Consider the following 15,051-nt stretch of genomic DNA (forward strand, 5'->3'; position numbering starts at 1 on the left):
GCCACTGCAGTAGAATAGACAGAAGCAGTGGTTTTTTTGATGCTTAATGTAGCATCGCGCTTATTACTACTAGCAAAATTAAATGTGCAGGATAAAATACATAGAACACCCATTTATAATTTGATTTGGTATGAGGGAGATAGCAAATTGGTATGATGGCTAATGCAGATAACCATTGATTTGCTCCTGGAAATCCATAAAAAACAATACTTAACCCGCCAATAATGGCTCCGCAAACAAGAAGGCTTTTTTTAGATTGCTTGAAAATCAATATCCAAACATAGAAGATGAATACAACGCAGATTCCATACGCGCCATAATCGCAAGAATGAGCATAATATAATATGATCATTCCAAGTAGGGCTTGAGCAAATTGATGTAGAAGGCTGCTTTTTTGCACTCTCGTAAAGTCCATAATTTTCAAAAAAATGAGGGCAACACAAAATGTAAAACCAATATTTAACGTATAAAACAAGTAAACCCAAAGATCTGTTGTGAACAATTGTATAAAGCTGATACCAGATATTAGCATAGTGAACGGAATTTGTGCGATTATTGCCATAGTGAGCATTCGAATCAGATACTTGTTATAATTTTTGGTGTGTATGTACCCGCTAGCAAGCATATAAGCAAAAATTGGCATACTAACACGGCCAATTGCTCTTAGTACAAGATAAGAAGTGGAGAATGGATCTAGAAATGCAATAGCAAAGTGATCAATAAACATTGTGATAATTGCAAATATTTTTAACATAAGTCCTCCTAAGTGATTTTTTTTTATTATAGCATCTAAATAGTATAAAGTGTAGTCTTAAAAACAAAAAAGCTAGTTACCCAGAGATAACTAGCAAAAAAAATTTAGATATTTGCAGTTGCGGCTTTTTGATTAAACTTGGCAGCTAGAACAACGGCTAAATCGTCGGTATTGTTTGGTGTGTGTGTCTTGATAAGGTCAGAATTTTCAATGATTAAATCTAGAATAAGATCGATATATTTCTGAAGTTTTGCGGAATTTAAGATATTTGGATTATAGATGACCTCGATAATGCAATCAGACTTTGAAACATTGATAGAATCAACTCCATTGATTTGCTCAAAAAGTTGAACAACTTTATCGATATATATATCATCCTTATCTTTTATAGCGCCGATTCTTTTGGAATATATTTTGAAAAGACCTGTGGAATCTTCTACTATTTTAAAATCTAAATAATTTTTAATAAAATGCTTTTTTAAACCCATAAATAAATATCTCCTTTACTATAAATTTATTACATTATATCATAGTGGAGAAAAATTGTAAATAAAAAAAGCTAGCTATCCAAAAACTCGATAACTAACTGCATTGGAATTATTTCATTCCTCCAAGATATTTTTCCCTGGTTGCATTGCCGCCACGTAAATGCCTGTCTGCTTTATTTTTGTCAAGAATAGCACGAGCTTCCATGGCGAGTTGTGGGTTGATTTTTTCTAGTCGTTCTGTAACATCCTTGTGAACTGTGCTTTTACTTATACCAAATTTTTTTGCGGTTTCTCGTACGGTGGCTTTTTTGCTGATGATAAAATTTGCTGCTTGTACGGCTCTCTCTTCAATATAAGGTTTCAAGAAAAGGCCTCCTTTAAAATCTTTACACTTGGTTAATAATATGCGAGAAGTCAAAAATATATTACTTGTTTGTAAAAAAAATATACTAAAAATAATATTTATAAAAATTAGAATAAGTAAAGTTGAGTTATACAGGATATTTAATGGTCATTGCCTTGAAAATAAATTAGAAACATTTATAATAGTAAAAAACTAATGATAGGGAGAAGACTAATGAAAACAATTGGAATTATAGGAGCAATGGAAGAGGAAGTTAATGCGCTGAAAAAGAATATGCAAATATCGAATGTTCAAACAAAAGCAATGATGGAATTTGTGAAAGGAAAATTTCAAGAAAAAGAAGTTGTTGTAGTTAAATGTGGAATAGGCAAAGTGAATGCCGCAGTATGTACTCAAATATTGGCAGATGTATTTGCAGTGGATTATATTATTAACACCGGAGTTGCGGGGGCATTGCATCCAACTTTAAATATTGGAGACATTGTAATTTCGAGTGATACAGTTCAACACGATATGGATACCACGGCATTTGGAGATCCAAGAGGAGTAATTCCGCGAATGGACAATTCATATTTCGAAGCGGATCAAATGTTGATAGACCTAGCAAAAGATATAAGCGAAGAAGAATTGGATAAGAATGTTTATGTAGGCAGAGTTGCAAGCGGAGATCAATTTGTTGCAAGTGTAGATCAAAAAGATGATATATACACCACATTTAACGCGTATTGTGCGGAGATGGAGGGAGCGGCAATTGCTCAAACTTGCTATCTAAATAAGATACCATTTGTAATATTACGAGCAATATCTGATAAAGCGGACGGGTCTGCAGAAATGAATTTTACACATTTTACAGAATTGGCGGCCAAAAATGCCATAACTATTCTTTCAAATATGATAAAAAAGATTCAATAATAAAAAAATGAAAGAAAGAGCTATCTAACTGTCATAAAAAATAGCTTTAGACAAAGTGTTTGTAAGTTTTTTGGTGAGGTTAAATAAAATATGATCAACTTAAGCACATTACCTAAAATAAGGAGTGTGCTTTTATTATTTTTAAGTATCTATATTTATAATAGAAGGATTTTTTTATTTTAACAATATTTTACAATCAGCATAATGATGTTTTTGACATTTTAAATAAGATGATAAAATGTACATATTTTGAAGCTTATATTTATAGTTAGAAGCAACTATCGTGTTAATTTCAAAAGTAAGGAGAATAATAGCTAAATTTTGGCGCAGTTTTACTACTACTTTTTAAAACTTTTGCAGGGCGAAATAATATTTATTGCAACTTTTAGAAGATAGAGAATATATTGTTAGAGTAACACGGATAAAGTTAGCATAACAAATTAATAGAAGGAGGATGCGAAGATGGATCAATACTTTCCATTGTTTTTATATATGATGTTAAAGAAAAAACCGAATAAAAAGTAGTAGAAAGCGACGATCAAAATAAATAGAAATGAGGATGCGAAGATGGATCAATACTTTCCGTTGTTTTTATATATGATGTTAAAGAAAAAACCGAATAAAAAGTAGTAGAAAGCGACGATCAAAATAAATAGAAATGAGGATGCGAAGATGGATCAATACTTTCCGTTGTTTTTATATATGATGCTAAAGAAAAAACCGAATAAAAAATAGTATGAAGTAGCGATAGCAATAAACTGGATAGAAAGGAGGGATGTTAAGATGGGAAACATGATGAGAGTGTTAATGCTAATAGGAGTATTTACATTTGCCTACGTATTCGCAACAGTATTTTTAGGATTCAATCCAGCGGGTGTAACAGTGGTAGATGTGCTAGCAAGATCTGAAGCGGCAGAGATGGCAACGAGGTTTGTGATGAATCTGAGTATAATGCTAGTGTTACTAATAGGATTTCGTAAGTTATCGGCATAGTAAAAAAAGGAGGAGAGAGATGGGCAATGCAATGAGAGTGTTAATGCTAATAGGATATTTACATTTGCCTACGTATTCGCAACAGTATTTTTAGGATTTAATCCAGCGGGTGTAACAGTGGTAGATGCGCTAGCAAGATCTGAAGCGGCAGAGATGGCAACGAGGTTTGTGATGAATCTAAGTATAATGCTAGTGTTACTGATAGGATTTCGTAAGTTATCAGCATAGTAAAAAAAGGAGGTGAGAGAGATGGGCAATGCATGAGAGTGTTAATGCTAATAGGATTATTTACATTTGCCTACGTATTCGCAGCAGTATTTTTAGGATTTAATCCAGCGGGTGTAACAGTGGTAGATGCGCTAGCAAGATCTGAAGCGGCAGAGATGGCAACGAGTTTGTGATGAATCTAAGTATAATGCTAGTGTTACTGATAGGATTTCGCAAGTTATCAGCATAGTAAAAAAAGGAGATGAGAGAGATGGGCAATGCAATGAGAGTGTTAATGCTAATAGGATTATTTACATTTGCCTACGTATTCGCAACAGTATTTTTAGGATTTAATCCAGCGGGTGTAGCAGTGGTAGATGCGCTAGCAAGATCTGAGGCGGCAGAGATGGCAACGAAGTTTGTGATGAATCTAAGTATAATGGTAGTGTTACTGATAGGATTTCGTAAGTTATCGGCATAGTAAAAAAAGGAGGTGAGAGAGATGGGCAATGCAATGAGAGTGTTAATGCTAATAGGATTATTTACATTTGCCTACGTATTCGCAACAGTATTTTTAGGATTTAATCCAGCGGGTGTAACAGTGGTAGATGCGCTAGCAAGATCTGAAGCGGCAGAGATGGCAACGAAGTTTGTGATGAATCTAAGTATAATGCTAGTGTTACTGATAGGATTTCGCAAGTTATCAGCATAGTAAAAAAAGGAGATGAGAGAGATGGGCAATGCATGAGAGTGTTAATGCTAATAGGAGTATTTACATTTGCCTACGTATTCGCAACAGTATTTTTAGGATTTAATCCAGCGGGTGTAACAGTGGTAGATGCGCTAGCAAGATCTGAAGCGGCAGAGATGGCAACGAAGTTTGTGATGATCTAAGTATAATGCTAGTGTTACTGATAGGATTTCGAAGTTATCAGCATAGTAAAAAAAGGAGATGAGAGAGATGGGCAATGCAATGAGAGTGTTAATGCTAATAGGAGTATTTACATTTGCCTACGTATTCGCAACAGTATTTTTAGGATTTAATCCAGCGGGTGTAACAGTGGTAGATGCGCTAGCAAGATCTGAAGCGGCAGAGATGGCAACGAAGTTTGTGATGAATCTAAGTATAATGCTAGTGTTACTGATAGGATTTCGCAAGTTATCAGCATAGTAAAAAAAGGAGATGAGAGAGATGGGCAATGCAATGAGAGTGTTAATGCTAATAGGAGTATTTACATTTGCCTACGTATTCGCAACAGTATTTTTAGGATTTAATCCAGCGGGTGTAACAGTGGTAGATGCGCTAGCAAGATCTGAAGCGGCAGAGATGGCAACGAAGTTTGTGATGAATCTAAGTATAATGCTAGTGTTACTGATAGGATTTCGCAAGTTATCAGCATAGTAAAAAAAGGAGATGAGAGAGATGGGCAATGCAATGAGAGTGTTAATGCTAATAGGAGTATTTACATTTGCCTACGTATTCGCAACAGTATTTTTAGGATTTAATCCAGCGGGTGTAACAGTGGTAGATGCGCTAGCAAGATCTGAAGCGGCAGAGATGGCAACGAAGTTTGTGATGAATCTAAGTATAATGCTAGTGTTACTGATAGGATTTCGCAAGTTATCAGCATAGTAAAAAAAGGAGATGAGAGAGATGGGCAATGCAATGAGAGTGTTAATGCTAATAGGAGTATTTACATTTGCCTACGTATTCGCAACAGTATTTTTAGGATTTAATCCAGCGGGTGTAACAGTAGATGCGCTAGCAAGATCTGAAGCGGCAGAGATGGCAACGAAGTTTGTGATGAATCTAAGTATAATGCTAGTGTTACTAATAGGATTTCGCAAGTTATCGGTGTAATATAAAAAAGGAGATGAGTGAGATGGCTAATGTAATGAAATTTAATTCGAAGGCGATAACAAAATTAGGTACTGTAGGGACAATATTATTGAGTATCAGAAAGTTGTCTCTCTAGCTTAAACTCCATCTTTCGATTTTGAAAGGTGGAGTTTTTTTGATTCTGCTTAAAACTTATATTGTAGTAAAAAATATTTTGCGGATTTATAGTTTTTTTTTGAAATAGGATTGACTAAAGTGAAAAATACTGCTAAAATTTAAGTGTTATGGACATCTATTGACAACTCTGCATATAGTTAATAGCGTATGTTGAAGTGTATAATAGAAAAAATTAATTTCATTATCTTTAAGGAGGATTTTTTAAATGTCAGAAATAAAAACTGAAACAACTCCCGTAGTAGAATCTCCAACAGCAATGGTTGATACTCTTGCTAAAAAAGCTGAAGTAGCTCTAGAGGAATTTTTAAAACTCGACCAAGAGCAAATTGATGATATAGTAAGAGCAATGTCGCTTGCTGGATTGACTGCTCAAATGAAGTTAGCACGCATGGCAATAGAAGAAACTGGCCGTGGTATTTTTGAAGATAAAGTTACGAAAAATATATTTGCAACAGAATATATCTACAACAATATTAAAAATCTAAAAACAGTTGGAATTATAAATGATAACCAAAATGAAAATTATTTTGAAGTAGCAGAACCAGTGGGAATAGTGGCGGGTGTTACACCAGTTACAAATCCTACGTCAACAACTATGTTCAAAGCTATTATTGCGGTTAAAGCTAGAAATCCGATTATTTTTGGATTCCACCCATCGGCTCAGAAGTGTTCAAGAGAAGCGGCGATGATTTTGAGAGACGCTGCCGTGGCTCATGGTGCTCCAAAAGATTGTATTCAGTGGATAGAAGTTCCTTCACTAGAGGCTACTGGTGCTCTTATGAATCACCCAAGTGTATCAATGGTATTGGCTACTGGTGGTGGTGCGATGGTAAAAGCAGCGTACTCAACTGGTAAACCAGCTCTTGGTGTTGGACCTGGAAATGTTCCGTGTTTTATAGAAAAAACTGCAAATTTAGAGCAAGCTTTAACTGACCTAATATTATCTAAGTCATTTGACAATGGAATGATATGTGCATCTGAACAAGCGGCGATAATAGAAGCACCTATATACGATAAAGCAGTGGCGTTTATGAAAACTCAAGGTTGCTACTTTGCAACTCCAGAAGAAGTGAAAAAAATAGAGCCAGTTGTAATTAATCCAGAAAAGCAAATGGTTAATGCGGCAATTGTAGGGAAATACCCATATGAAATAGCGGCTCTTGCGGGAATTACAATCCCAGAAGATACAAAAGTATTGTGTTGTGAAATTGATGGCGTTGGGGCGGCGTATCCACTTTCTCGTGAAAAACTTTCTCCAGTGTTGGCAATTGTGAAAGCTAAAAATGTTGAAGATGGTATTTGCAAAGCTGAAACAATGGTTGAACTAGGTGGGTTAGGACACTCTTCTGTTATTCATTCTCACGATGAAGCAATTATTAAAGAATTTGGTAAGAGATTAAAAACTGGACGTATTTTGGTGAACTGCCCATCTACTCATGGTGCGATAGGAGATATTTATAACGCAAACACTCCATCTCTAACTCTAGGCTGTGGGTCTTATGGTAAAAATTCCACAACATCAAACGTTTCTACAGTAAACTTAATCAATATTAAAAAGGTGGCGAGTAGACAATTGAATCTTCAGTGGGTTAAACTTCCAAGCAAAATTTATTTCCAACCAGGATGTATTAGTTATTTATCTAAAATGGAGAATATCAAACGTGTTCTAGTCGTAACCGACCCGATGATGGTTAAGTTAGGTTATGTAGATAAAATGATTTACCAACTTAATAAAAATCTTGACAAACCAATTATAGAAATATTTAGTGAAGTTGAGCCAGATCCAGACCTTGAGACTGTAAGAAAAGGAACAGAAGTAATGAATCAATTCCAACCAGATACAATCATTGCTCTTGGTGGAGGTTCTCCTATCGACGCTGGTAAGGCTATGTGGTTATTCTATGAGGCACCAGAAGCAGACTTTATTGGTATGGCGCAAAAATTCTTAGATATCAGAAAGAGAGTTTATACTTTCCCTAAAGTTGGTAGAAAAGCGAAGTTTGTTGCGGTTCCAACAACATCAGGAACTGGTTCTGAGGTTACTTCTTTTGCAGTTATATCTGATAAGTCTACAAATATGAAATACCCTCTAGCGGACTACGAGCTAACTCCGGATGTTGCGATAGTTGATCCTAATTTTGTAATGTCTCTTCCAGCATCAGTGGTGGCTCCAACTGGTATGGACGTTTTAACTCACGCAGTAGAGGCATATGTTTCTATAATGGCATCAGACTATACCGATGGTTTGGCGATAAAAGCTATTCAATTAATATTCGATTATCTTCCAAGATCTTATAAAAATGGTGCAAAAGATCCATTGGCAAAGGAAAAAGTTCATAACGCATCTTGTATTGCTGGTATGGCATTTACAAACGCTTTCCTAGGTCTAAATCACTCTATTGCACACAAACTTGGAGGAGAGTTCCACCTAGCTCACGGTCTTGCTAATGCCGTGTTAATGCCTTATATTATTGAGTATAACGGGGTAATAAATCCTTCTAAGCTAACTAGCTTCCCGAAATATGAAAAATATATAGCGGCAGAAAGATATGCAGAAATTGCAAGAGCTTTGGGACTTCCAAGTTCAACACCAGAAGAAGGCGTAAAATCATTAGCTAAAGCAGTTCGTGATTTGATGAAAGAACTTAATGTTCCATTAACATTTAAAGCTTGTGGTGTTGATGAAGCTGTTTATTTAGCGGCTATTGAAGATCTTTCATACAAAGCATTTGAAGATCAATGTACTACTGCTAATCCTAGACTTCCAAAAGTTAAAGAAATTCAAGAAATTCTTCGAGTTGCGTACTACGGAAAATAAAAATTGGCAAAAAAAAGAGAGGGCGACAGCATTAGCCGCTCTCTTTTACTTTGTAATCAAAGTTTGAGGATTTATAACTTCATCATCTTTTGTTACTTGTAAATAAATATTGCTCGGCTTATTTATGAAAGGGCCTTTTGATCCTCCGACTAATCCGATAGGATCTCCGATTTCTACTGTTTGACCAATTAAAGAGCTATTAGGCTTGCCACCTTGAAAGCCGTAAATGCTTTTATATCCATTTCCATGGTCAATAACCATCAATTGTCCAAGATTTCCAACATTTAGAGTGGTTGGAAGGTCTGTGTAATCTTCAACTATTTCTAATACAACTCCATCTGCAACGGCCAAAACTTCTGTTCCTATCTCGGCCTCTAAGCAAATTCCCATCGTTCTCATTGTATTGCCTAGATCGCTCCACCAATGTGCGGTCGAATCATCTGTATAGTCTACAATAATTTTTCCATCTACAGGAAGTTTAAAGATATCTCCTTTTGTAAAACTAAGAATGTCTTCTTGAGTTGTAGAAACTGTTTCTGAAACTGCAGAAACGGTTTCTGGCTCTTGTTCTATAGGTTTTTCTTCTTTTTTAGGTTGGCTAACTACTTCTGCCACTTTCTCAGGTTTTGGTTCGATTATTTTAACGATTTCTACTTCTGTTTCAAGTACGGCTTCTGTTTCAAGTATGTCTTCTATTTCTACAGGAGAGACAACTTCTTCAGTATGTTCTGGTTCGATTTTTAGATCAATTTTGGGACTCTGATTGGTATCTATTACTATAATATCTGGTTTGATTTCAACATCCGACTCAGATACTTCTATGGCAGGAATTTCGACTTCCTCTTGTGCTATTTGTGTTTGTTGTTCTTCTGGAGCATCTCCATTCCTTGTAGGAAATGAAAATATTGCTGCAATAGCGCCAATACTGACTGCTGTTACTGCTACGTAGAACCCGTAGGCCTTAAAAAATTGTTTAAATTTGTTCATAAAACTTTAGCAAGGAATTTTCTACCTTATAGATAGTGGAGGAGTGTTCCTTACGTACCTTCCTTTCTCCATCCTATCAGAGGATACCATAATGAGTATTCTCTAAATGCTTGTTCAATCTGATCAGCAATCGGTTCGTTAATACTAAAGGTTGCTGATTACCTCCGTCTTTTAAATTATGGACAAGGAAAAAATTTTTTATACAATTATTTGTTAATTTTTTTAATTTCTGTGTCAAAATAGTAATATTTTAAAATAACTTCATATGTATTTCCGAGTTTAGCGTACTCTTTGGCGCCATTTTGACTTAAACCCACGCCTGTTCCATCACCATGTTGGCGAAAAATGATATTGCCGTCTTGAACGGAGATCTCAACATGAGATGATGTAAGTCCAAAAGTTTGTAAAAAGGCTTGCTCGTTGAGAATAGAGCTCCCAAATTGTATAGCAGTGATATACCCGCTGTCATCTATGTCAACAATTTGAATTTGCTGAGCAAGGTAAGTTTCGTTAATTACAATATCTGGGAAATTTGATTTCAACATATCGATAGCTTGAGCTGTGGTATATTGCAGTTCTTTTATTGTGGCATCTACAGGGCTTGGCACTGATTGCAAATATGCTATATCTATACCGTAAAAATCTATACTGTCGCGGGTATTGCCCGCACTTGACGCGTGGTATACTGGTTCAATTAGTTCGTCGTCATGATAAATCACAATGTCTTCGGTAGAAGTAACGGCGGATAAATATACAGAATATGCTTTGTCGTAGTTAGATCCAAATTTATCTTTCATTTGCTGCGTTGTTAGCGGAAGCAAGTCTTTTTGTATCCCATAACCTAATTGCGATCGTGTTAAATATGTTCTAAATATTATAGCATTAACCTTTATATATTCCATAGGTTCGGTATAGTTTACTTCTTGTGCGAGCATTCCGATGATCTGGTTTTGTAGTAATTCGTCGTAGTCAACAATTTCCACGGCATCTGTTGTGGCTATTGTAAATAAAATATTTTTGTGGTGATGCCCACCTATAAATGTCATAAATATAGGCAAGAAAATTAAACACCCAAATAATATTAAAAGATATGGTACTATGCGCTTCAAAAAAATCCCTCCTCTTATAACAGTACACCAAAGAAAGGGCGAACTAAGCGCCCTGTCGTACCATAATTATATGATTAATTGGACAAACTTATAACCCTAGGGCCAGTAAAATATCGCATACATAGTCGTATGTGGCAACATCTTGCGCTCTAAAACTTGTTGCATCGATCAAACCTAATGCAGATGCTTTGGCAATACTTGCTTGATATTGAGGACTAACATCGGCAAAATATGTGGATGTAGCGCCGACAGGATACCCGTTGCGAAGCTCATATAGTTTTATGAGTCCGGCTAAAGCTGATTCATTGGTGGTGGCTTCAGAGAGGTTGCCTATGAATAGTCCAGAATTACTGACTTGATTTGCCTGTGTAGTGCTTATAGGAGCATCGAGGTTTATTACTAGATCGCCCATGGCTATGCCTAACATTAAATTGGCAAACTGTGTTCCGCCAACTGCAGTGTTTCCGAAGTATTTGGTGCCTATTTGACTGATCCCATATCTCGTTGCGATATCTTGCATTGAATGTGTCATATCTCGAGAAAGTCCAATGTTTTGAATAGTATATAGTGCGTTGATGCCTACTGTATTTGTATCAAACGATATAAACATTCCGTCTGCTGTGTTGCTTTTGGTAGAAGGGAGTTGATCCCATCTTCCAGATGCCGTGTCATATACCTGAGCAATGAGATCGACAGGAGCGTATTCGTTGATTCTAAACCCAACTTCCATGGCAGGATAAAGTGTATATACTGGATTGGTTATTCTAGAGCTACTGATCATATTAATACTAGAATGCTCGGCCACTTGAAATAAATATGGATAATCGAGTCTAGCGTTGCCTAGATCATAGTTTCCAAGAGGTGTAAATGAGAACATTGCTTTGTCGGTGCTGCGAGAATTACTGAGGTTAATGCTGCGAGGGTCGATTTCGTACGCTGCAAGGAGTGTATTTACTTTGAGAGTCATGCCTCGGTTTGCAAGTGCTTGCAGTATTTCTATAGGAATGGTTAATCGTCGAGAATATGCATTAATATAATCGTCGTATAGCATTAAGTCGACTTCGAAAGTTCCAATATTTTTATCTAATATTTGTGTAATAACTCCCTCGGGATTTACGATCTCATAATCCCAAATTCCGGTATTGTTATTAAAATTTTCTTCAAAATCGGTATCAAATTCGACAACATTGTCTGGCTCGCCGGTGTATTCATCTTTGGAAGTTTGAGTAACGATAATTACCCAGTTACTATATTCTGATTCCTTCGAAATAATGCGATCGGTTTCCGTATCTTCTACTGTAACTATTGCTTTGACTTTAACAAAATAGTCTTGATTGGCTTTTAAGTTGTTAAATTTAACTATATTTTTCGCAAGGATTTCAAATGGATCATCTTCGGAGCCGCCGTCTGCCTTATTTTCTTCTGTTACAGTTAATTCAATTGCATCGATAAATTCTATGTTATTTGCAAATTCGACTGTATAGGCATAGGTTTTGATCATGCTTCCAGATGTCATTTCGCCAAAGTCATTTTCGTCTTTTTCCCATTGCACAGTAATGGATGTGTCTGTTACGGGTTCGTATTCTAATCCCAACTCTATTAGGCTCAATTTAGAAGCAGGGCCAAGGCTGATTGGCACGTCTGGCGCTGCAATAGGCAGTGTTTTGGCAAATACTGGAGAGCTCCAGGCAGATGCGATATCGCCTTCTTTTTGCTTTGCGCGTATCCATACATAATATTCAGTTTCAGGAAAAAGCCCAACAATTTCGATATAGGCATTTTCGCCATCGCCCACAAAGAACTCGCTATTTGGATCCGATGAAACATCAACGGGGTAGGAAATTGCGTCTGCCGCGTCGGGATCATCGAGTCTGCTATAAACCATCTCGTAATCAAACTTGTGATTATACTTAAAAAATACTTCTATGCTAGAATCTGTAACATCGGAGAGGTTTAAATTGGGAACAACAGGTATTTCTTCCTCGCTTGTAAAGTTTGCTAATGTATTATAAATGATAAAACTAGGATAGGATTGAATGAGCTTGGTGCCGTCGTCTAAAACTCGATATGCTCTAACAAATGTAATATAAGCGGTATTTGCTAGCAGATCTTCTACCTTATGCTCATTCCAAATTAAGCCATACTCATCTCGATCCACACCAATGGCAGGCTCTTCCCATCCGGCGTTCCAATCTGGATCTCCCCCTTCTGTTGCCATCAAATAAATCCATTCTTCGAGAGGCATTCCAGCGTGCATATCCTTAACTTGCTCATAAGGCAAAGTTTTAATTTCATATTTGATATTGTTGCCTAAGCTTACAGGGCGTGACATAAAGTTGCTTGCAAAAAAGTTATTGCCAACATAATCTGATACTTGATCCAAATTAGCAGATGTAATAAGATCTATACCAATAGTGGAGACGTCGTTTGGTTGCTTAAAAAAGACTTTAGGATGCGATTCACTTAAAAATACCGAAGGATGCCATTGTGATGCGAGCTCGATATTCTCTGGATAGTCTGCATAGAAATCTTCGCTGGCTGCAGAGCCCCTATATATGATTTCATGCCAATCCTCGCGCCACAAAACTGCTGCAGAAGATGTTGTAAGGCTATTATCCTTAAGTTTAATAGGTGGCTTGCCCAATATTGGAGGTACAAATATATCGCCATTTTTGTCGATCGTTATTGCAACTATTGTTGGCTCTGAAGTTGCGTATGTAGCGCCATTTGGTCTTTTGGCAACTATTTGAATGTAGTAGGTTTTGTTGGTTGCAAGGGGACGAAGTGTTTCGGATACGTCATAATAGCTTGCAAGATACTTTTTGAAGCCCACGGTATCTCCAAATGGAGTTGATACCAGCGTGGCGTTATCATCAGGATCGATTCGAATATTTCGTTCGATAGGTGCAAGTCCGTTGACTAGTAGTGTACTATCGAGTGATTCTTTGCGTTCGGTGACCCATATATCATAGACCAGATCGTAGTCGAATGTTTCAAACGCTTCGACAGATTTTGTAGTATAGGCATCCCATACCAATTGAATGGTGAGAGGAGCGGTATCGATTACAGTGAATGTTTGCTGAGCAAGGTCGGTTGAATTATACGGAGTGGTATCGTTTTTGACGAGGTATTCGCGTACTGTTTGCGCATTGAGATCCAATCCAGCGTGATATGGTTTAGGAATTTGAGGAGAAGCTGGTTTTTCAACTGCATCATAAGGAATATACTCCACTTTTCCGCTGATTGGTGGTGGAGATAATACATTGCTAGTAGCGAGGTCGGTAAATTCAAATTCTAGCCAATATGTTGTGGTGGTGACAGGTTCGTACAATTCGTAATATCCAATAAGAGCACCGTTGTTGTCACTAAATGTAAAAATTTCTTGTGGATTTTGCCCAGCAACTTGTGCAAAGACGCTGGTTTTGGTAAGGGAATACGAGTTTTCGAGAATGCTAGCCGAGATGTTCCATTCGAGCCTAATTTTGCCATTGCCTACATTAAACACTTTGAGAGGAATGCTGGTAATAGCGCTAACAACTTTGGGATCTACGCTGATCGTTGTTTGCTCTTTGAGAGGGTTTCCGTCTGAAAATGTTGGCAATACATACACAGAATACATCTGGCCAGGGCTTATACCTTCTGATATCAAATATTTAACATATGAGCGACCGTCAGAAGGATCTTTAAATATATTATCTGCAGTTAAGTCGGTATCTTTTATTGTAATATATCCCTCTTCGGGAAAGTCTCCGATATTATCTGCGGCACCTTGGGTGATTCCTATTTGGTAACTGATAGAAGGGATGTGTTCAAAGATTAGTTCTAATCCTTCATCAGTTCCTGTAACTTTAGTATCGAAGTTGGTGATAAATTTTAGTGTTGCTGGAACAGATTCTATGATAACATCGTTATTCTCATTGGTTTGAGGATCAAAAATTGTGTGAATATGTCGTGCGTATAGATCGATCTCATAAAATGTACCGTTAAATAAAAACGTACTGATATCTTGCTCCATAGTATTTTCGCCAATGGTGATATCGTCTATAGCAGGAAAAAAGCTCATCTCGTCTTGGATATCCAAAGAATATGAAGAGAGGTCGTGAGATCCTGCAACGTCAATGGCGGGGTCAGAGCCAGAAGTGTCTCCGTCCATATCTGCGGCAATAGAGGGTCGTGTCCAGCCTATCAATACATCTGGAATTATAGAAGAGGTGCCATTTGGTTTATGGGTGATGTTTGCATATAAATCGGTGGGTGGGTCCTGAGGATTTGCTAATATATTTAATGGAAGCATGGCAACGCATACAAAAATAGCTGCAAATGTTGATCTAATTAAATGCAAAAAAATTCCTCCTTTACAAATAGATATGAAAAAAGGCGATCGAATAATTAGCATCGTCGC

At 36.8% G+C, this 15,051-nt stretch carries 17 protein-coding genes; 11 read left to right on the top strand and 6 right to left on the bottom strand.

The features are described from left to right. Positions 1–43: 43 nt before the first annotated feature. The 3 genes from PCY70_RS01800 to spoIIID form a co-directional block, all read right to left on the bottom strand. Positions 44–754 (bottom strand): TraX family protein, encoded by a 711-nt coding sequence (locus tag PCY70_RS01800; protein WP_305768221.1) that lies wholly within the window; start codon positions 752–754, stop codon positions 44–46. A 104-nt stretch (positions 755–858) separates the two neighbouring features. Next, entirely contained in the window at positions 859–1,242 is a 384-nt protein-coding gene (locus tag PCY70_RS01805) for a hypothetical protein (RefSeq protein ID WP_010167286.1), read from the bottom strand. 109 nt (positions 1,243–1,351) lie between these two features. Continuing rightward, positions 1,352–1,606 (bottom strand): sporulation transcriptional regulator SpoIIID, encoded by a 255-nt coding sequence (spoIIID, locus tag PCY70_RS01810; RefSeq protein WP_010167288.1) that lies wholly within the window; start codon positions 1,604–1,606, stop codon positions 1,352–1,354. A gap of 213 nt (positions 1,607–1,819) precedes the next feature. On the opposite strand from spoIIID, the gene PCY70_RS01815 reads away from it, so the two are divergent. The 11 genes from PCY70_RS01815 (at position 1,820) to adhE (ending at position 8,553) form a co-directional block, all read left to right on the top strand. Next, a complete protein-coding gene (locus tag PCY70_RS01815) occupies positions 1,820–2,518 on the top strand; it encodes a 5'-methylthioadenosine/adenosylhomocysteine nucleosidase (RefSeq protein ID WP_305768222.1) in 699 nt (232 codons plus the stop codon). Positions 2,519–3,301: 783 nt separating this feature from the next. Continuing rightward, positions 3,302–3,511: a hypothetical protein gene (locus PCY70_RS01820; protein ID WP_305768223.1), complete on the top strand. Its 210-nt coding sequence runs from the start codon at positions 3,302–3,304 to the stop codon at positions 3,509–3,511. A gap of 272 nt (positions 3,512–3,783) precedes the next feature. Next, on the top strand, positions 3,784–3,912 hold the full coding sequence (locus PCY70_RS01825; protein WP_305768224.1) for a hypothetical protein: 129 nt from the start codon (positions 3,784–3,786) through the stop codon (positions 3,910–3,912). Positions 3,913–3,989: 77 nt separating this feature from the next. After that, positions 3,990–4,199 carry a hypothetical protein gene (locus PCY70_RS01830; protein ID WP_305768225.1) on the top strand — a complete coding sequence of 70 codons (210 nt, stop codon included), beginning with the start codon at positions 3,990–3,992 and terminating at the stop codon, positions 4,197–4,199. A gap of 21 nt (positions 4,200–4,220) precedes the next feature. Beyond that, the gene (locus PCY70_RS01835) at positions 4,221–4,430 is read left to right on the top strand and encodes a hypothetical protein (protein WP_305768226.1); all 210 of its coding nucleotides are present in this window, start codon (positions 4,221–4,223) and stop codon (positions 4,428–4,430) included. A gap of 44 nt (positions 4,431–4,474) precedes the next feature. Further along, positions 4,475–4,612, top strand: coding sequence for a hypothetical protein (locus PCY70_RS01840; RefSeq protein WP_305768227.1), 138 nt, complete (start codon positions 4,475–4,477; stop codon positions 4,610–4,612). Positions 4,613–4,679: 67 nt separating this feature from the next. Further along, a complete protein-coding gene (locus tag PCY70_RS01845) occupies positions 4,680–4,889 on the top strand; it encodes a hypothetical protein (protein ID WP_010167293.1) in 210 nt (69 codons plus the stop codon). Between the two features lie 21 nt (positions 4,890–4,910). Next, positions 4,911–5,120: a hypothetical protein gene (locus PCY70_RS01850; RefSeq protein ID WP_010167293.1), complete on the top strand. Its 210-nt coding sequence runs from the start codon at positions 4,911–4,913 to the stop codon at positions 5,118–5,120. Positions 5,121–5,141: 21 nt separating this feature from the next. Beyond that, positions 5,142–5,351: a hypothetical protein gene (locus PCY70_RS01855; protein WP_010167293.1), complete on the top strand. Its 210-nt coding sequence runs from the start codon at positions 5,142–5,144 to the stop codon at positions 5,349–5,351. 21 nt (positions 5,352–5,372) lie between these two features. After that, the gene (locus PCY70_RS01860) at positions 5,373–5,579 is read left to right on the top strand and encodes a hypothetical protein (protein ID WP_010167295.1); all 207 of its coding nucleotides are present in this window, start codon (positions 5,373–5,375) and stop codon (positions 5,577–5,579) included. Between the two features lie 361 nt (positions 5,580–5,940). Further along, complete coding sequence (adhE, locus tag PCY70_RS01865) at positions 5,941–8,553, top strand: bifunctional acetaldehyde-CoA/alcohol dehydrogenase (protein WP_010167297.1); 2,613 nt, start codon at positions 5,941–5,943, stop codon at positions 8,551–8,553. Between the two features lie 45 nt (positions 8,554–8,598). Here the strand turns inward: adhE and PCY70_RS01870 are convergent, their stop codons facing one another. The 3 genes from PCY70_RS01870 to PCY70_RS01880 form a co-directional block, all read right to left on the bottom strand. Next, positions 8,599–9,540, bottom strand: a complete 942-nt coding sequence (locus tag PCY70_RS01870; protein ID WP_305768228.1) for a murein hydrolase activator EnvC family protein — start codon at positions 9,538–9,540, stop codon at positions 8,599–8,601. Positions 9,541–9,746: 206 nt separating this feature from the next. Next, positions 9,747–10,649: a SpoIID/LytB domain-containing protein gene (locus PCY70_RS01875; protein ID WP_305768229.1), complete on the bottom strand. Its 903-nt coding sequence runs from the start codon at positions 10,647–10,649 to the stop codon at positions 9,747–9,749. 88 nt (positions 10,650–10,737) lie between these two features. Then, entirely contained in the window at positions 10,738–14,991 is a 4,254-nt protein-coding gene (locus tag PCY70_RS01880) for a fibronectin type III domain-containing protein (protein WP_305768230.1), read from the bottom strand. Between the last annotated feature and the right edge of the window lie 60 nt (positions 14,992–15,051).

The organism is Candidatus Epulonipiscium viviparus, assembly GCF_030708075.1.
Lineage (GTDB): Bacteria > Bacillota > Clostridia > Lachnospirales > Cellulosilyticaceae > Epulonipiscioides > Epulonipiscioides viviparus.